Origin of the sequence: Desulfobacter curvatus DSM 3379, from assembly GCF_000373985.1 — a bacterium.
In the GTDB taxonomy this organism is placed as follows: Bacteria; Desulfobacterota; Desulfobacteria; order Desulfobacterales; family Desulfobacteraceae; genus Desulfobacter; species Desulfobacter curvatus.
On record NZ_KB893085.1, the window covers coordinates 1 to 19,602 of the forward strand.

The window sequence follows — 19,602 nt, forward strand, 5'->3', positions numbered from 1 at the left end:
GGAATTTATTTGACCGAGCCATCTGCGGCGTAAAAAATTTAAAGAGACAACTGAGCCAATGGATTGGTATACCTAAGCTACGCTTTTGATAGTCGTTTGGAATCAAGAATCAGCTACTGGAGGGGGGGCATTAGCAATACTGACTCGATTTTAATGAAATTTGCCTCTTTTTGGGGTACAAAATTGTCTAATGGTGAGGCCACGGGCTCTGTCCTTTTGACTTAGCTTAGACGCTGCATTTTTTAGGTTACAATATTTGAATCTGATCAATGACTTGAACAGGGAGGACTTTTAAGTCCACTCCCCCAGTTCAACTTCCCAGGTAAAATCTATGTTAATGGTTTTATCTAGGATGATAGTGGAGGGCACTGGGCTTCAACAATTCAAGCCCTTCTCTCTTCTCAAAACGCTGGTTTTATGTTTTATAGTCACCATGAAACCTCAAAACGCCCACAAATGCCCAAGCTGCAGCTCATTGGACACAACTCTTTTCAGGATTTACAATACGGTACATAATGGTTCTCGACATCTGATTCGATGTAAAACCTGCAATCGTTTATTTGCTGAAACTATCAATGCAGCCATGGAAAATTTGAAGACACCAATCAGCAAAGTTGCATCAGCACTGCTGCTTCGTAGCGAGGGGCTTGGCCTTCGGGCAACCGGTCGGGTATTGGAATCGCATAAGGGCACCATTGCCCGCTGGGAGCAACGGTTTGGCGACCAAAAAGAAACGCTGATGTTGTATTCCTTTTGTCATGAATTTGTTTCCCTCACATTTGAAGGGGATGAGCTATATACCATGGTGGGAAAGCGCACCGAGCCTTCGGACTCCAAAGGGTGGACCGCAGTCATCATGGAGCGAGCCAGTCGCTTCATTGTAGACCAACGATGTGGCAATAAAAATACCGCATTATTTAAATCGGTTATGAAAACCGTGTGCAAATATGTTGGTCGTACCAAAGACCTGACTTTTCTTTCAGATGGAGAAAGACGGTATGGCAACATGCTGTTTGACTTATGTTCGGAAGTCTTGAAAACAGGAAAAGCTGGACGCCCCCCAAAAACGCTGCCCAAAGGAGTCAAGGTACGTGTGAAAAATAAGGGTGATCAAAAACGAAAAAAAGGCCGCAAACGTCCAAATATCAAGCAACTCAGCGGGAACACCCTGACACGGATCAAAGCTTGGCAAAAAATGAAATCCACGCTAACCATCTTGAGGCTCAAAATGCTGCATCAAGAAGAAGAAACAGCACTTTTAGGAGAAAAACAAACACATACGCGAAAACAAAGCATGGCTTACAACGAACCCTGGATGTTCATCAAATCATGCCTATCCGGTTAATACAGGTTGGCATTTTGTTCAGTGCACTGAAAGATTGCTGTTTGTGTAGACAGTCTCCAACCGACAGCCGTTTACACAAGCCCACAGACTTTCAGTCTGGTGAAAAACAAAGTGGCCTGTGCTAACCGGATAGGCATGCATCAAATCATACACAATTATGTTCGACCTCATTGGACTACCGGAAAAGTTCCGGCAGTCGCTTTAGGAATCATGTCGGAGGCCTTGAGCCTTGAGAGCATCCTCACAATGCAAAGGGCCGCATAGGGTTCCATGATGTTGAGAACTCAAGACTAAAAATACATATTGGAATAGTTGAAGCCCAGTGCCAACCTTCCTGAGTATGCCTTAAAAAAAATAGTCAAATGAATGTATCTCCTCCCTCATCTTTCTTGGTCATCAATCCATCAATTTGCGCGTCTGCGCTCAGATGAGGAAAATACCGGGCACCAGATAGGGAAGCCAGTAGGAATTTTAAAATCTATATGTTAGTTGTACACCGATCTCTCTTGGTGGAGAATATATAATGCCACCACCACCAAACATACTAACAGAGTTATACTCTTTATCAAAAATATTTTTACCATATAAATAAATATCATAATGTTCGGTTTCATATCCTATCTTTGCATTTACAAGATGATAAGCATCTCTGCTATTCTCATTTTCTTTATCAAAATATGTTTCACCGTACCCGTTTACATCAACTCTTGCAAAATACCCGTTTGTATCCCGATATTGAATGCCTATACTATAGTTATATTCCGGAGCAAAAATATTTTTATTACCGCTATAATCACCATTTGAATCTTTATAATCATCAAAGGTAACATTAGTATATCCGTAAGTTCCAAAAAGTTCTATCGTATCGGTTAATTTTCCCTGGAGTTCTATTTCAAAACCTTTTGAAGTCGCTTTCGCTGCATTATCTATGTATGCTTGAGTTGAACCAGCAATAGGATGAACTTTTACTTGCATATCATCTATTTTCATATAAAAAATCGCAGCGTTTACAATAAGTCTATTATCAAAAAATGAGTTTTTAGCTCCTATCTCATAGTTCCATAAAGTTTCTTCATCATATTGTGGTGAATAACCACTTGGCGCATAAGTCCAAAAACCTCCTGCACGGTACCCTTTTGAGATGGTTGTATAATACATACTCTCTTGATTATGTTGATATTTTAAAGAGACTTTTGGAGAGATTTCATTATTGGATAATTCTAGTTTTGTATTTGTTGTTTTATCTTCGTACTCTTTATTATCTTTATCATATCTAACGCCCGAGATAAAAGAAAATTTATCATTGATCGCATAATCCGTATGGATAAAAACTCCCACAGAGTCACTTTCTTCTGTTGTCCTAACAGGGGATACAAAAGTAGGATAAATATAACTTGATGAATTTTCATCTTCATCTTTATCGGTATAAACTCCTGCTACCCATTTAAAAGGATCGCTACTATTACTTATTCTAAATTCTTGTGCATACTTATCATGTTCTTCATTATGATCATGATCATAATTCGCACTGGCTCGTAAAGCATCTGTTTTTATATTTCGATAGGTTGTAATTGATTCTAAAAGATAATCATTTATATCATAAGATACTTTGAGGGCATGAGATGTTATACTAGATTTATCATAACCTAACACATCTGTACTTAGACTTCTATCACCTGCACTAATGATAGCACCAACATAATCTTTACCTTTATTGTCATATTTTAGTTTAGATGAGATCAAAGACATTTCAAGATTGTCACTTGGCGTGTATCTTAAATGAGCTTTTCCATAGTTATTTTCTTTATCATTGTATTCTCCAAGAAGCGTATTTTTTACAAAGCCATCTTTTTCATAGTGTTTTGCCGATACGCCTACAAATAGTTTATCTTCTACAATTGGACCATTTACACTTAAAGTATATTGTCTTTTATTATCCTCACCAAGCTCAACACCTATTTTCCCCATAGTTTCGTTATCAGGCTTTTTAGTGATAACGTTGATAACTCCAGCTTGCGCCTCTTTTCCATAGAGTGTCCCTTGAGGTCCTTTTAAAACTTCAACCCTTTCTATATCCATCAAAGTTTCATTAAATCCATGTGAATATGATACCGGAATCCCATCAACCATTACACTCATATTATTTGATGATAGTGTAGTAATTGTGTTAGAAATACCCCGTATAGAGGGTGCAGAATATCCTGACCCTTTGTCCAGTAGAACAAAATTTGAAGTATATGGTGCTATATCTTTAATTGATTCTATTTTTTTATCTTCAATTGTAACCTCATCAAATACTGTCATGGAGATGGGGACCTCCTGTATATTCTCCTCTGTTTTTTGTGCCGTTACGGTTATACTATCTAATTTTTGAGGATTCTCATCAGCATAAATGTTTTGTGAAAGTATAAGTGAAGCAACAGCAATTAAAGCTATTTTTCTTTTCAGTTTTTTTAATCCTTTTTCAATTCTTTTCATTTCTTCTCTTTGATCCATTTCTTAGTTTTAAGATATTAACTTATTTAGCCCCCCGAAACTACATAAGGCGTAAAGATAAAGGACAACCATAAGTTAGAGGTGCATAAGAACTTTTTTCCGATGCATCTCCATCTACTTTTCTATTGATTGATAGAGATAGTGCCTTAATGAAAACCTGTGTTTGGACGAAAAGTTGTCCAGATGCAAAGCCATAAAATTTGAAACCGGAGCAACCTATTGGTTGTGAGAATTTCAATTTTTTATGCAACGCCGCAGATGGGTGATTTTTCGTTCAAACACGAGGTAGAATTTCCATCCCTTAATCCATTACTTCTCCTGCCAACTCGTTTATTGCCTTTTTAACGGCGGCAGCATTGTTGCCTGCAACTTTGCTATTTTGGTCATCTGCGCCATCACTTTGGCTTCATCGGTTTCTGTCGGCTGATAAACGGCGGGCCACCACGATTGGACCGAAGGGTCCGTCACCAGGAAATCAAAATTTTCATTGCCATACCTGAGATGTGCATGCCTGAAAGAACCCTTGCCGTGCCCGTGAAACGGGAGAAAAAGAAAATATTTAAATCCGGCCTGGCTCATTTCTTTTGAATCGGTTTTAAAAATGTGCCAGGTGATATCATGTTTCCCAGCTTTTGTACTGAGGCTACCGACATGGACATAATCCCCGGTGATTTTGTTGTCGATGATGATCGTATTTTCATCCACAACGCTCAGGGATTTAAATTTCAGGGAAAACATGTTGTAAAAAAAGTCTTTTACCATTTTTTTTGTATACCCCTTGGGCGCATATTCCATCACTTCTTCAAAAAACCTTTCTCCGGCTTCACTGTCGTAAAGTTTAATATTGGATACATTGTTTCCTTTCCATGGCGTGAGGTCGATGATGTTCTCCTTTTCCTTATCTGCGGCAAATACTGCGCTGGAAAAATGTATAACAATCAGAAATAGGGAAATGGTCAGTTTTTTTCTCATTTTACGTCTCCTTAGGGATAAATTAAAAATTACATTTTGATATCACACTGCTCCACGGCGAACTAAGTTAAGCTTTGAAAGAACAAAACAGCAAAAATATATAGACTATAATATTATTAGCTAAACCAAAATTATATTGAGGTTTATAAAAATTTAGCGTATTTGAAAAGAAGGTGCATGCATCTGATTCACTTTGTTAAGCGATTGATTCATTTTGCGGGAGAAATCTTTTTGAATAGTCCAACCTCACTGCCGTTATCAAAATTAATGGGATGTTTGCCATGCTGGACTGAAACAGCACAACCCTCGACAGTTCCCATAAATCCTATTTATGGAACCGGCTTTTTATCTGGGGCAGTGTTCTTACAGAACGATATAATTTTGGATTTTTCTAATTATTCCTTATACAGAGATGGTAAATTTATATTTAAGGAACCCCTTTCTAAACCGTTCCCCTATGCTGTCTTTATCTCCTGTTTATCCGGCATCCAACATTTCTCATACGCAAAACCACGAACTCCCCTGGGCCCTAACTATTCAAATATTGGGTTACCAGGGTTCAAACTCGGCCTTTCGATGACAGTCAACAGATTTGAACAGATTCGAATTATTGGGGTATGTATGCCTCCTGCCGTGATGTTAAAATTAACAGGGAAAAGCAGTGCCGAGCTAATGGAAATGATGGATCGCCTGGACTATCTTTCGGAGAAGAAACGTAAGGAACCTGGCCGGTCAAAAAAACTGGACTTCGCCCAGATAACCTGTAGCCGTCAAATGCTGAACTCGTACTTGAAGAATCCCAACGACAGGCTTTATCTGGAGGCTAAAGCGCTTGAACTGATGGCTTTACAGCTTCGGCAGCTTGAGCATTTAAGTGAAGAAAAACATAAGAAGAAGCCTATTGGTTACAAAGAAGATAAAATATTATACGCATCCGAAATCCTTAAGAATAAAATGGAAAGTCCGCCAAAATTACTGGAACTTGCCCGTAAAGTTGGTCTCAATCACAACCAGCTTATCCAGGGCTTTAAAGACATATATGGCGAATGCCCGTTCGGTTATCTGCGTATCATTCGTCTCGAAAACGCACGTAAACTACTTACCAACCGGGAATGCAATGTTTCCGAAGCCGCTTACCTTGTCGGTTTCTCCAGTCCGAGTCATTTTAGTAAAGCCTTTAAAAAGCATTACGGCATTTCTCCATGCGCCTGCCTGAAATGAATCAAGAGCAAATTAATCGTGGTCTGTCCCCTATTAGACTATTAGATACCTGGAAATCTGCCCCTGTTTTGCAAAAATAAATTTTGGAATGTGTTGTGGATTCAGTCTGGTCGTTGTCAGGAATGCAAAAGAAAGCTTTACTTTAAGATCAGGACTCTTTACCTCTGTGAAGAATTGGTGACTCCTCGTCGCTGATATTTTTCCTACGCATCGCTTGAGGCTGCAAGTACATATTTTATCCGCATCTCAGTGCCGGGGTAATGAATTTCGGAGGCGTTCAGTTCCTTAAACAGTCGTTTGAGGGCTTCATTTGCTGCCGGCTTTGAGGCATTATGAACTTTCACGGTCAACACGTTGTTTTTAGCGTCCGGCAGGATGTCTGCCTCCGTTACATATAGATCCTGTAACAAGCGCCGCGATGCAGCCATGTCCAACGTTGAGTTTTTCAAAATACCGGACATTGAAGTTTCTGCCCGATATGCAATCATCTTTATGGTATCCATCAAACGTTTTCGACCAGGAAGCAAGTGGAAAAATTTATCTTGCTCTTCTAATTTTTCCCAGGTGATATGCTTCGGAGTCTTTTTTATTAGTCTCAAATAAGGTTAAAACCTCCGCCTTTAGGCGGATAGATTTATCACTCCCATTTTGATATTCATTATGCCTCAACGTAAGGAGGACTTATGGAATATCGATATGGGAGTCATACAGTTTTTAATATTGAGTATCATTTTGTTTGGGTCACCAAGTATCGTTATCATGTGTTAACAGGTGGTGTCGCACTTAGAGTGAGAGAGCTTGTTCGGCAAACCTGTGAAGCCTTTGAAATCAGCATCATTAAAGGTGTTGTCAGCAAAGATCATGTTCATATCCTCGTGTCGGCACCGCCAACTATGGCACCGAGTGAAATTATGCGTCGAATCAAAGGCCGGACATCGAGCAAACTTTTCCAGGAATTTCCCATGATCAAAAAACGATATTGGGGCCGTCATTTCTGGGCACGCGGTTATTAATGATAACTTCAAAACTGAATCCTGACGGGTCTTATGACCCGTATCCGTGCTTTCAGCACTTGATTTAAACCCACCGACTTATAGTCGGTGGTTGTTTAGTTTGGTTTTTATAGAGGCTACCTCTGATTCATACTGCTCTATCTCTTCCAGCAGATAAGCTTTTTTGTTCATCCATTTTTCCCAATAATCATGGCGAAAACCGCTACAAAATTTGTCTTTCATCAAGTATGATACCTTGTTGCATTAGCAATTCTATAAATTCATTAATATTGTTTGATTCGTGGAGAGCAAAACATCCATGTTTTTCGAGTTTCCCACTAATAATCAATTTGGCAACTGTTGCAGCAACGATCCCGCTAAGTCGATGAGACTGATTCACACTTAGCGTTGAAATAACTTTTTTCAATCTACCTTCACTTTCACCAGATAGAATTAAATAAAACATAGCATACGATTTATTTTTTTTAACATCTATTTCAGAAGCCTGTACGAGTTGATTTGACAAATCAACAATATTTGACTCATCATACTTTTTTATCATAGATATTTCAAATAGAGATTTACGAGTCATTTCACCACAGAAAGTACTGTAAAAAAGAGCTGTTTTTGAATTTAAAGCCTTTACTATCTGATGAGTTTCTTCATTATAAAATGAATGTCCTGTAATTTTCCCTACAGGATCTGGTAGTGTTATTTCGTTACTACCTCTGAATACTGTTTGGGGCTGATCGGTTTTATCCAGACCAGCATTCGGTCTTTCAAAAATTTCCACAACCATATCATAAGCTGCACTAAATGTAATTCTATCTAAGCAGGCAAAATAATATTCTAATGAATTGATATTTGAAAAATGCTTTCTTGCAATATAAATCGGAAAAATTTCAAATATTCCTGGAAACATACCTGCAGATAAAACAAATGTAAGACATTGAGATTTTATTATACTATTTTTTTGAATAAGATCACGATATAAGGAACTACAACCCCCTAAATCAATATAATGTTTTTTTTGTTTAAGTGCAGAAAAAGATATCTTTTTAGACACTTTTGTCGCGGGGCCTGCACAATTCATTATGATCTCACATTTATTGCAAAATAAGCTCAATTTTTGAGGATCATTAATATCAAGCATTTCATAAGAAACTCTTGAGTTATTATTGCAATCAACTATCCCCCTCCCCTTTTTTCGACCAGCGATAATAATCGTACTGTTAGTAGTTTTCAATAGTGATTTTACGACCTCAAGGCCAATTTGCCCATATCCTCCAATTACCCCTATAATTATTTCACGAGTCATACAATTCCTCTATTTTTTTAGCCCACATTGAGCAGGTGCTTTTTACAAAAGAATGACTTAAACTTCCTCTCTCGAATCATCACAGAAAAGATTGTCCTCAAGCCCAATCCGAAACATGGGGGGGGATAGTGCCAGGGTTATCGCATGTAAAAAACGACATCCCGTGAGGGGCTATAACACTTAAACCGGTTACAAAATATTTGAAACTCCAAAATAAGACAGAGAATAGAAAAGTAATCGCGACCCATGGGGTAGACCGCAGAACACCCAAATCACTTTTGACATGGTGAAGAATCCCTTTGCCCTCATCAATGGTTGACTGTACCACCGTTATTAAAAGTCCCTGTGTGGCTTCTTCCATGGATTCCGTCCATTCCGAGGCCTTCCTGCTGTTAGTATACTTTTCCAGAAGGATGAAGTTGGAGTCCGGTTCAATGGCGACGCGACATGTTTCTGGATGGAACGTCTCGTCTTGGCAGACAGTTATTTCCTTCTGTAGCATTACAGCCGATAGTCGTTCTTTTTCAATGTCAAAGAACGAATCAAGTCGCAAATGCAAGAACCTAACCGGACATTACTGAGTTATTATAATCAAAATGATGTTTCTACTTTTTACAATCAAACCAACATCGCTTTTTTTGAAAAGGATATGTTGGGAGAGAAATGCGTTTATATGTGCATCCTTTTACAAATTCATTCCAGTCAATATCCATTCCTCTGACATATATATTCCCCAAATACCATAATATTTTTTGCCATTCATTTTGATTTTTACTAAAAGATTGGAGAGCCATACTGTTTTTTTGCATATTATTTTTCTGCCATTCGTTAAAAAATAAATTATCAGGGCCGATTATAATAAACGAATTTATGCTTTGTTCTTTGAAAAAATTCCATTCAACATTCAATTCAACAGATTTTGTATGCTTGCGCGCCCAGTAATTTTTCATATTATTTTCAGTTTTTCCCATTAAACATCCAGTATCGGGCGAAATCATTTCAACTGTAGGAGAAGCCAGTGTCATTTTATCAATGATATTGCTTAATACAAGAAAGCTGCTATTATTTTCAATACTAAAACATAATTTTAAAGCATCATCGACGCTAAAAATACCCGCAACACATGCAGCGACATATTCACCAATACCGTGCCCCATGATAACAGACGGAGTAATCCCCCATGAATTCCACATTTGATACAGAGCATATTCAATTGCAAAAATTGTGGTTTGCGCGTAAGTATTTGCATCCTTACTATAATTTCTATAAAGGTCATCTATAAGCAATTTACCATGATATTTTCTCAGAATGGCCGCGCACCGATCAATAGCTTTTCTGAATTGTGGTATTCTATCATAAAAAAAGCGGCTTACTGGAACGAATTCACGACCAATGACATCGGAAAAAAGGAAAGCAATTTTGGGAGCGACCCGTTCTTTTTTAAATCGTGCAAGACCAGAAACCTGCTTTATTTCAGAACTTGAAGCACTTAATTGTTCGTATAGATTCTCTTTTGAATCTGCTACCACCGCGAGACGAAAAGGATAGTGAGATCTTCCTATATTAGACGTAAAACAAATATCCTCAATAGAACAGTGCTGATTCTTTTTAAAAAAGGTTAAATACCTTGATACTAAATCTTTCAAAGCGTTTTCACTTTTTGCCGAAATAGTAAAGATGTAAAAAAAACCGTCCCTTTTTTTCCCCTCTTTTTGTGGAACTGAAGGTGCTTCTTCTAAAATCATATGGGAATTAGTACCACCGATGGCAAAAGAGTTTATACCCACACGCCTTGGCAAACTATTTGTTTTCCATTCCAAACATTTTTGAAGAACATAAAAAGGAGTTCCCTGAAGTTGGGGGTTCGGCGTGTTACAATTCGGACTGGGAGGAAGTTGTTTATTTTTCAATGATAATGCGGCCTTGATAAGGGATGCAATCCCTGCCGCATTAGAGAGATGCCCTATATTCGCTTTCACGGAACCGATACCACAAAAGTTTCCTTTATCTGTTTGTGTTTGAAAAGCTCGAGTAAGAGCTTCGATTTCCATAGAATCACCAAGCAAAGTTCCAATTCCATTGGCCTCTACATATGTTAAGGATTCGGGATTGACATTTGAGATCAACAATGCTTCTTCAATAACAAGTCTTTGTCCTTCTATGCTGCTCGGTGCCTGGTATCTCATTTTTGAAGAACCGTCATTATTAACAGCACTCCCTCTGATAACTGCATAAATATGATCTCGATCTTCAATCGCATCAGACAGGCGCTTGAGAAAAACGATTCCTACGCCGTTACCGGGTATTGTACCCTGCGCATTAGCGTCAAAAACTTTGCACCTCCCTTCCGGTGATGTTATCATCTTATCATCATATAAATAGCCCTGCTTTTGTGGTATATATAACGCAGATGCACCAGCTAAAGCCATATCACATTCTCCGCTTCTAAGGCTTTCACAAGCCATATGAGTCGCGACAATAGAAGTTGAACACCCTGTTTGAATACCAACACTCGGCCCTTTTAAATCTAAGGTATCTGATACTCTGAGACAAATTTGATCTACTGCCGTTCCAAGAGTTGCTTCAAAAGTACGTGATGTTCCCGGACGTTCAAAAAGAACATTTAATACCTTTGCATATCCGCTTGTCCTCATACCTCCAAACACTCCTATGGCACCATCATATGATTGAAGCGAATACCCAGCATCTTCGAATGCCTCATATGCACATTCTAAGAAGATACGTTGTTGTGGATCAATCAATTCGGCTTCCGTATCAGTGTAACCAAAAAAAGAAGGATCAAACATATCTATATCATTAATAATACATGCAGTTTTAATATAAAAAGGATCATTTACTAAATCTTTGTCAAGTCCCGCATTTAATAATTCGTCTTCCTTAAAAAAAGAAATAGATTCTTTACCATTTTTCAGGTTATCCCAAAATTCATTAATATTATTTGCATCGGGGAATCGACAACTCATGCCTATAATGGCTATCGATTCAATATCATCAAAATCTTCAGTTTTGTACATAAGCATAATCCCTCTTCTGTTTAGCCCCAATTTTAGACTATATATTGTAGGGTGCTGGAATCATAGGACTTCCTATTTACGCCCCTCATGCTATGGCACTATTCTTGTTTAAAATTATTTTAACCACCTGGCCTGGATGAAAACCGATCAATAGCTTATCGTTTTTTCTTTTTTATAGTTGCGGCCTTACGCGCATTTGCTCTTTTCAGACTTTTTGAATCAGAATTTTTATTTGTTTTGCGACTATTGATAATATATTGAGCTAAATCTTGGATTGTTGAATGTTCAAAAAAATCTAATACTGAAATGCTCTGTGGCATTTCTTTTACTAAAACGTTATGTATTTTTATAATATCCAGAGAGTTAGCTCCCATATTGAAAAAGCTGTCGTGGGTGCTTGCTTCTTTGATTGTAAGTACTTCCTGAACAATCCTTACTATTTTTTCTTCCAATTCATTTTCAGGAGCTACATAAGACCTTCTTAACCTCTGATCTGCTTTGTCAAAGATGGGTAGACTTTTACGATTAATTTTACCGCTTGGGGTTAGCGGCAATGTCTCCAGTTTCTTCAAAGCTACAGGAACCATGTAGTCGGACAGTTGACTTTTCATGTACGCCATTAGCTCCTCTATGGAAAAATCATAATTCTTAACAGGGACTACATAACCAACTAAAAACTTCTTTTTATTCGATTCATCAACAACAATTACGACTGAATCTTTGACACCAGGATGCTGTTTCATTACAGCTTCAATTTCCCCTAACTCAATTCGGTAACCGCTGACCTTAACCTGAAAATCCTCTCTGCCTAAAAAATCTATATTTCCATCAGGCAAATATCTTCCCAAATCACCGGCACGATATAATCGATGCCTGGTTTCAGGATGAATGATAAAGCTTGATTCCGTTTTTTCTTTATCTTTCCAATAACCTTTAGCCAGCCCAATTCCACCGATATAAAGATCGCCTGTCACCCAGTTCGGACATACTTCCATATTCTCATTTAAAACATAAAATTGTTGATTCATCATGGGGCGTCCATATGGTATGCTTTTCCATTCTGAATTAACTTTATCTATTGGGTACAGGATAGACCAAATAGATGCTTCAGTTGCGCCACCTAAGCTTACCGGCAGAGCTTTTTTTAAAATAACTCTTATCTTTTCAGGTAGTTCAAGAGGTATCCAATCTCCACTCAATAGGCACAAACGTAGTGATTCAGCTATAGAAACAGCGTTTCCTGATACATGCTCCAAAAGCATTTCCATTAACATTGGAACTGAATTCCATATTGTGACTTTTTCCAAATTTATCAAATCTAACCAATGACTCGGATTTTTTGTCTCTGAAGCATCAGGCATAACGATGGTGCCGCCTGCGGCCAACGTCCCGAAAATATCATAAACAGAAAGATCAAAATTCAAATTGGACAGGGCAAACACCACATCTTTTTGGGTAACATGAAAGCGCTTGTTGATGTCAAGGATGGTATTAACCGCGCCTTTATGATCAATCATCACACCTTTGGGAAGTCCAGTTGAGCCGGAAGTGTGAATGACATAGGCCAAATCGTCAGGTGATTGTGTTATCCGGGCGGAAGCAATATGTTGTTGGGTATAGTCCTGTGTATCAACAAAAAAAACTTTTATATCTTCAGGCCATGTCAATTTTTGATCCAGCCAGGACTGAGTTAGTACTAATCTGACTTCACCGTCATTTAGAAGATGTGAGAACCTTTTTTCAGGCACAGTTGGATCTATCGGCAGATAAGCGGCCCCAGCCTCTAAAATACCCAGAACAGCAACCACCTGTTCCCACCCCTTTTCCATGACTACAGCGATAAGGGTATTAGGGGCAACGCCATGATTTATAAGCAGGGAGGCAATAGCCATGGACCGATGATGTAAGTCCTTATAGCTAATGCGGACAGACGAAGTGACCAGAGCAAATTGTTCCGCCTGTGTTTTTGCCTGTTTTGCAAAAAGGCTGTTTAATGTTTCTGATGAAAGAGGCTGTATTGTGGAATTAAACTGCTCACGTTGCAGAACTTGGTATTCCGGCAGCAAGTTAGCATTTGTATGCCAGGCTTCCTCGGATTCTGAAAGACGGCTAAGCAACAAATGGTACGCGTTGAACATGTCGTCCAGCACGCTTTCAGGAAAAAGATCTTCCACTGCATCCCAGACAATGACCAAGTCATCTTTATCTTCGGATACCTGGTTATCTATCCATACCTGGGGAGTTTGAGAGATACTGTAAACCACTTCTCCAGGGAATAATAGTCCGGTGCTTTCCTGCCTGATATTATCGAATCCCAAGTTACTGGTGAATATCACCGGCATCAGGGTTCTCTCTCCCCCCTGATTTTTACGGGACAGTTCCTGTAACACCCGCACTCCGCTGAAATAACGGAATTCTATATCTTTCCATAATTGTTCTTGCATCTGCCTGGCACGTTCCCTAAACGAAATATCATGGCTAACATTCATTTGTAAAAGAATCAGAGAGGTAAAATCCCCTATAACCTCATTGATCTGGGGATGGCTCTGCATGCGATGGAAAAAAGTAAGATTTAATGTGAATTTTTGTGATTTACTCCATGTCGCCAGTACTTCCGCATAGGCGGCCAGCAGCACATTGACACGCGTCAGCCCAGCTTTAGCTGCGTATGATTGTGTTTTCTCCCAGATACTCTTATCTAATCTGATTTGCCGCCTTACAAATCGGGGGCTTTTCAATTCAGAGGGTGTTTTTGCAAGGGGAAGCTCAGGCCCGGGCAGTAATGATGGTAGACGTTCTATCCAATATTGTCGTGATTGTTGATATAATTCTGATTCCCGAAAATTTATTTCTGCCAAGACATAGTCCCGGAAGGTACATGCAATGGGGGGAAGGCTGAGTTCCGGCGATTCATAATACTGTAAAATCTCCTGCATAAGGTTAACGATACTATACCCGTCGGCAATCATCAGATCAATACTGATATGCAGCAAACTTTGCTCATCGTCTATCCGTGTAAGACGAACTTCAAATAAGGGCCATTGGTCTGCCGGTCTGACCTGATGAGACATTTGTTCTCGGATTAATGCTTGTTGTTGTGCGATTGTGTCAGAAGATTCGTTTCTGAGATCTGTGGTATGTATCTGAAATGGCGGGACGTTTTCCAATACCTGCTGGCGACCATCGGGCAAAACAATTGCTCTCAGCATTTCATGACGTTCAATGGTCTTCTGCCAGGCAGCCGTGTAACCGTCAAGGTCAAGTTTTTCTGCGGCTATCTCAAAATATGCATGACAGGCAACATTCCCTAATTCTGCAACGCCGCTGCGTCCCACCCAATAAGCATGCTGGATATCGGTCAAACAAAATGGTTCATATCGACTAATAGAATCATGTTTGATCAAAAACGGTGTATTACCATCTTTTTCATGCAGTGTTTTTTCAAACTTCATCTCCTCGGAAAGCTGTTTGTGAAGTCCTTCAATCGTGGGATTTTCAAATAATTTGTGTGGAACAATTTTAACATGCGCATCGTTATTGATGGTTTCAGCCAGGGAAAGAAATATTAATGAGTCCATCCCCATCTGAAGCAGATTATCATGAATGGAGATATCGTTCACATCTATGCCTAAGGCCTCAGAAACCTTCCGGATCAAATAATTAACCAGCAGTTCATATCGTCCTTCATGTGAAACAGTTGCAAGTTCTGATAGGAAATTAGAATCCTCTTTTTTTAGTTCTACTCCGCCATGTCGGGCTTTGATTAAGGATAAGAAAGGATCATTTTTCATATCGGAGTGGGTAAAAAAAAGCGTCCAATCAATATCGACGATGCAGGCCTGTGGCAATTCCTTGACATGGATAAAATTGGCAAGCGCTTTTAAGGGATAGAAACGTTCCAGTCCGATCTTTTCTTTCAATTGCGCTATTTTCTCGACATTCGCAACCATGCCGACTTGAGAGAAAGGCCCCCAATTAACACTGATTCCAGGCAAGCCTCTCCTCCTTCGATAATGTGAAAGAGAGTCTAAGAAGCTATTAGCTCCTGAGTATGCACCTACTGCATGGCCTTTCAAGAGCGAAGAAATAGAAGAATAAAGGACAAAATAATCAAGAGAATCTTTTCGAGTGATCAGATGCAGATTCCAGGCACCTTCCACTTTTGGCGACAAAATTTCTTCTGCATACCTAAGATCCTGATTAATCATAACGCCTTCTCCTGCTATTCCAGCCAGGTGGAATACACCTTTTAATGGGGGCAGGGATTCACGAGCACCGGCTATTGCTTTCAAAAGTGCATTGAAATCAGTAACATCTACTATTTCTTCCCGAATCCGGACGCCATTTTCTTGAAGTCCATTGATTTTTGTCTGCGCCAGTGAATCCGGCCCCCTTCTGCCAAGCAATACCAGATGTTTGGCTCCATGCTCAACCAACCAACCGGCTGTTTCCAGCCCAAGTCCACCAAAGCCTCCTGTAATAAGATAAGTGGCATTGGAATCGAAACATAGTTTTTTGACTGGTGGTTGCGAGTTGCTATGCGATGAACGCAGGGGCATCAGTCTTGGTGCGTACAAACTTTCATTTCTGAAAGCTATTTCTTTTTGATCTGTACCACGCCCCAACATGTCCCAAAATATTCGGAATTGGCTTGTACTATTTGACCAATCCAGATCAAAAATATGAACATTCATTGCAGGATGTTCTCTTTCCAGACATTTTTGCATACCCCATAAAGGTGTTTGCACCACATTCATTAAATCACTTTCGGCCACTGCTTGAGCCCCCTGGGTCAACAGACAAAAGTTGTCAACATTATGACCCGAAGAGACAAGGGCCCGAAGCAGATAAACAGTACTTGAATAAACGAAAAAAACGCCGTCCTTTATCTCTTCAGAGGTCATGTCATCCGAAGTAGGTGGTTTGCCCCCCCAACACTGGATGACTCCGTTGCAATGCAGATTATGTTCAGGGAACTTCTCTTTGAAAATAAATTCAAAACTTTCTTGGCTTGAGATAGCATCTACAGCAATTTTTTCTTTAAAATCCCTATATTCAGTATGAATATGTAAGTTACCGTCACTAAGCAACATGATCCAGGTGCTGCCATCGGCCTGGATATATTGTACAAGTTTTTCAGCACTCCCACCCGGGTCTCCAAAGATAAGCCAACACCTGGGCGAAGATGATCTAAAAGGACTTTTAAAAATTTTTTCTGTATCCAACTTTTGCCAATAAATCCTGTAGCATAATGATTTTTCGGCATCCCGTAAGAACGTACTGGCTAAGGCCTGTCGCATATAGGCGCCAAGCATCTGTGCTACGACCTCTCCCTGTTGCGTGAACAATTGAAAGTCTACTATAAAACCAGAATCACGCCAGTTTTTCCCAGGACGAATAGAGACATGGCACCATACCGTCTCAGACATAGTAGACGAATAATTGATCGTGTCAAAACCGATTGGTAAAAAAATTTTGTCTCTAACCGCATCATCTTTTTGATTCAATGGAATGGCTAACATGGTTTGAAGGCAGGGTTCAAAAATAGAAGGATGGAATTGGCAGGTATTCACTTCAGATAGAAACGTATCTAAAAATGTTATTTTTGCCAGGGCATCTCTATCACTTGTCCAGATTTCCTGAAACTGCCAGGGGCTTCTGCCATCATCACCTGCAATAGCATCCAATGCATATAAATCTTCTATAAATTGCGAGATATGATAGGCATGCTTACAAGTATTTTTAACTTCTTCAAAAGAAATTGTGTCCTCTGAGACGGTTTCACCTGAAATAGTACCGGATACATATTTCCTCCAGTTTTCCATGGACTGATCTGACGATTCTTCTTTGCAAAAAATAATAAATTCTGAATTCTGATGATTTGAATCTTTTGGATCCAGTACAAGTTGAATTTTTAAGGAAGGCTGATTTTCGGATATCAGCATTGCCTCGTGTTGGGTTATGTTCTTCAAAAGTACATTTTCGTTCTTAAAATAGATATTACCCGCAGCCAGCGCCATTTCCCAAAAAACACCAACTGGAATAACAATTTCCCCGTGTATCCTATGCGCTTTTAGAAATAAGTGAGCGGAAAGCGAAAGTTCAAATTGAAAAATCGGATTCGGACAAGACACTTGTCGTCCCATAAAAGGCATGGCGCTTCCATTAGGCGCCTCTACTAAAGATATGGCATCCGCCAACCCATGTTTGTTTTCTATCCAATGTTTTTTACCCTCAAACGGATAAGTCGGCAATGGAATGCGATAGGGATTGCAGTTACGATAAAAGAATCCCCAATCAATGTTTGCTCCTCTGACATAAAGCTTTCCTAACGCAGTAAGAATCAACAGATAATCATCCTTGCTTGCCTTCATGGATAAAGAGAGACGATAATGGGATTTCAACACATGGGAGTCAGAACAGATAACTGTAAATTGGTTAGACTCAAACAATTGTTCTGATAAATCAAATGAAACTTCTGGTTTAATCAAATCATCCACAATGCCTTTAAACAGGGTCGATGAGGTTTCGTCCGTTGTCGCAGCAAGTAATTGTAAACATAAGTCATCAGTTGAAGTAGCGATAGCGGCGAAACGATACTGGAAATGGGACCTACCGGTATTGGCAGTAAAACAAATGTCATCAATAGAAAGATTCGTATTTTTTTCAAGAAACAAGTAATAATTCTTGATTTGTTGTTTAAGGGCATCTGGTGTTTTTGCGGAAAGAGTCATCAAATGCAAAGGGAGTGTGTGCCTTTGCGTTAATGAAGAGCGTTCTGGCGCTTCTTCAAGAATAACATGGGCGTTAGTGCCTCCAAATCCAAACGAACTCACTCCTGCGCGTTTTGGGAACCCATTTTTTTTCCATTCTGATAATTGAGAATTTACGAAAAATGGCGAATCCTGAAAATTTATTTTAGGATTTGGATGGACATAATTTAAACTTGCCGGAACTTGAGAATTTTTTAAAGATAATACTGTTTTTATGAGACTAGCTACTCCTGCGACGGTATCCAGATGTCCTATATTGGGTTTTACTGAACCAATTGCACAAAACCCTTTTTTACCTGTTTCCGATTTAAAAACTTTATTCAGCGCTTCGATTTCTACCGGATCCCCGAGTGGAGTTCCAGTGCCGTGTGTTTCAATGTAAGAAATAGATTCCGCCGGCACGCCTGCAATTGCAATTGCTTCCCTGATTACTTTTGCCTGGCCATCAACACTTGGTGTTGTATAACCGATTTTATGGGACCCGTCATTATTGACAGCAGATCCTCTGATAACAGCATGGATACAGTCCTTATCTTCAAGCGCATCCTCAAGTCGCTTTAAAAGGACCGCACCAACACCATTCCCCGGAGACATTCCCCTAGCATTAGAATCAAAAGCACAGCAATGCCCATCCGGTGAAAGTACCATTCCTTCCTGATAAAGATAACCGGCTTTTTGGGGGACAATTAAAGCCGCAGCACCAGCCAACGCCATATCACATGCCCCACTCAGAAGATTTTCGCAAGCCATGTGAACCGCTACAAGAGAGGTTGAGCAGGCAGATTGTATCGCTACACTTGGCCCTTTCAAATTCAACTTATACGACACACGGGTCGCAAGGTAGTCTTTATCGTTTCCTAAAAGAGTCTGAAATCCGGAAATAGTGCTTGATAATGAATTTCCATTTAAATATGTCAATAAATATGTACTGATTTTTGAACCAGCAAAAACACCGACAGATCCTTTGTACTCCAAAGGAGAATAACCAGCGTCTTCAAATGTTTTCCATGCTGTTTCGAGAAACAAGCGTTGCTGAGGATCCATGGTTTGTGCTTCCCTTGGAGAGTAACCAAAAAAAGAGGCATCAAAAAGATCTTCGTCCTCTATTACAAACCCTTTTCTAACATAATCTGATTGATTAAAAATCGATGAATCAATACCGGCTTCTATTAAATCTTCATCTGAAAAATGAGTTATAGATTCAACGCCATTCTTTAGATTATTCCAGAACTCATCAATATTTCCGGCACCAGGAAGGCGGCAGCTCATTCCAATGACAGCTATTCCATCAGGTATCTTTGTCGTGGTCATTTTACTTCCTTTTTTTATTTGAACTTGCAACGGACTGAGTGGGGAGACGCCCCCCCATTCTTTTGAAAGGTTGAAAGGCAAGAGGGGCGGGCTTATTTTAAGATGTTTGGATAGTATTAACCTATATCTTGGCCCTTAG

Annotated in this window: 8 protein-coding genes and 1 pseudogene; 3 read left to right on the forward strand and 6 right to left on the reverse strand. The window is 39.5% G+C overall.

Annotated elements, in window-relative coordinates:
* The first annotated feature begins 331 nt into the window (after window positions 1–331).
* On the forward strand, window positions 332–1,345 hold the full coding sequence (locus B147_RS29785) for a hypothetical protein (RefSeq protein WP_157237962.1): 1,014 nt from the start codon (window positions 332–334) through the stop codon (window positions 1,343–1,345).
* A gap of 471 nt (window positions 1,346–1,816) precedes the next feature.
* Here B147_RS29785 and B147_RS0119575 read toward each other — a convergent pair whose 3' ends face one another.
* Together B147_RS0119575 and B147_RS0119580 are read right to left on the reverse strand one after the other, a co-directional pair.
* Window positions 1,817–3,823 (reverse strand): TonB-dependent receptor, encoded by a 2,007-nt coding sequence (locus tag B147_RS0119575; RefSeq protein WP_020588904.1) that lies wholly within the window; start codon window positions 3,821–3,823, stop codon window positions 1,817–1,819.
* 348 nt (window positions 3,824–4,171) lie between these two features.
* Window positions 4,172–4,813 (reverse strand): hypothetical protein, encoded by a 642-nt coding sequence (locus B147_RS0119580; protein ID WP_020588905.1) that lies wholly within the window; start codon window positions 4,811–4,813, stop codon window positions 4,172–4,174.
* 177 nt (window positions 4,814–4,990) lie between these two features.
* Here B147_RS0119580 and B147_RS30555 point away from each other — a divergent pair, with 177 nt between their 5' ends.
* Entirely contained in the window at window positions 4,991–6,034 is a 1,044-nt protein-coding gene (locus B147_RS30555; RefSeq protein WP_020588906.1) for a helix-turn-helix transcriptional regulator, read from the forward strand.
* A gap of 203 nt (window positions 6,035–6,237) precedes the next feature.
* On the opposite strand, the gene B147_RS0119590 is transcribed toward B147_RS30555, so the two are convergent.
* Window positions 6,238–6,633, reverse strand: coding sequence for a putative transposase (locus tag B147_RS0119590; RefSeq protein WP_157237963.1), 396 nt, complete (start codon window positions 6,631–6,633; stop codon window positions 6,238–6,240).
* A gap of 84 nt (window positions 6,634–6,717) precedes the next feature.
* On the opposite strand from B147_RS0119590, the pseudogene tnpA reads away from it, so the two are divergent.
* Window positions 6,718–7,044, forward strand: a pseudogene (gene tnpA / locus B147_RS28985) (IS200/IS605 family transposase); the annotation flags it as partial.
* Between the two features lie 205 nt (window positions 7,045–7,249).
* Here the strand turns inward: tnpA and B147_RS0119605 are convergent.
* The 3 genes from B147_RS0119605 to B147_RS28995 all read right to left on the reverse strand — a co-directional run bounded on the left by B147_RS0119605 (window position 7,250) and on the right by B147_RS28995 (window position 19,463).
* Window positions 7,250–8,344: a saccharopine dehydrogenase NADP-binding domain-containing protein gene (locus B147_RS0119605; RefSeq protein WP_020588910.1), complete on the reverse strand. Its 1,095-nt coding sequence runs from the start codon at window positions 8,342–8,344 to the stop codon at window positions 7,250–7,252.
* Window positions 8,345–8,949: 605 nt separating this feature from the next.
* Window positions 8,950–11,379: a type I polyketide synthase gene (locus B147_RS29790; protein WP_169400723.1), complete on the reverse strand. Its 2,430-nt coding sequence runs from the start codon at window positions 11,377–11,379 to the stop codon at window positions 8,950–8,952.
* 155 nt (window positions 11,380–11,534) lie between these two features.
* A complete protein-coding gene (locus B147_RS28995; RefSeq protein WP_020588913.1) occupies window positions 11,535–19,463 on the reverse strand; it encodes a non-ribosomal peptide synthetase in 7,929 nt (2,642 codons plus the stop codon).
* Between the last annotated feature and the right edge of the window lie 139 nt (window positions 19,464–19,602).

What these genes read in the sequence shown, in the direction of transcription:
- B147_RS29785 (WP_157237962.1), top strand. Translation starts at nt 332, where the DNA reads ATGTTAATGGTTTTATCTAGGATGATAGTGGAGGGCACTGGGCTTCAA.
- B147_RS0119575 (WP_020588904.1), bottom strand. Translation starts at nt 3,823, where the DNA reads ATGAAAAGAATTGAAAAAGGATTAAAAAAACTGAAAAGAAAAATAGCT.
- B147_RS0119580 (WP_020588905.1), bottom strand. Translation starts at nt 4,813, where the DNA reads ATGAGAAAAAAACTGACCATTTCCCTATTTCTGATTGTTATACATTTT.
- B147_RS30555 (WP_020588906.1), top strand. Translation starts at nt 4,991, where the DNA reads ATGCATCTGATTCACTTTGTTAAGCGATTGATTCATTTTGCGGGAGAA.
- B147_RS0119605 (WP_020588910.1), bottom strand. Translation starts at nt 8,344, where the DNA reads ATGACTCGTGAAATAATTATAGGGGTAATTGGAGGATATGGGCAAATT.
- B147_RS29790 (WP_169400723.1), bottom strand. Translation starts at nt 11,379, where the DNA reads ATGTACAAAACTGAAGATTTTGATGATATTGAATCGATAGCCATTATA.
- B147_RS28995 (WP_020588913.1), bottom strand. Translation starts at nt 19,463, where the DNA reads ATGACCACGACAAAGATACCTGATGGAATAGCTGTCATTGGAATGAGC.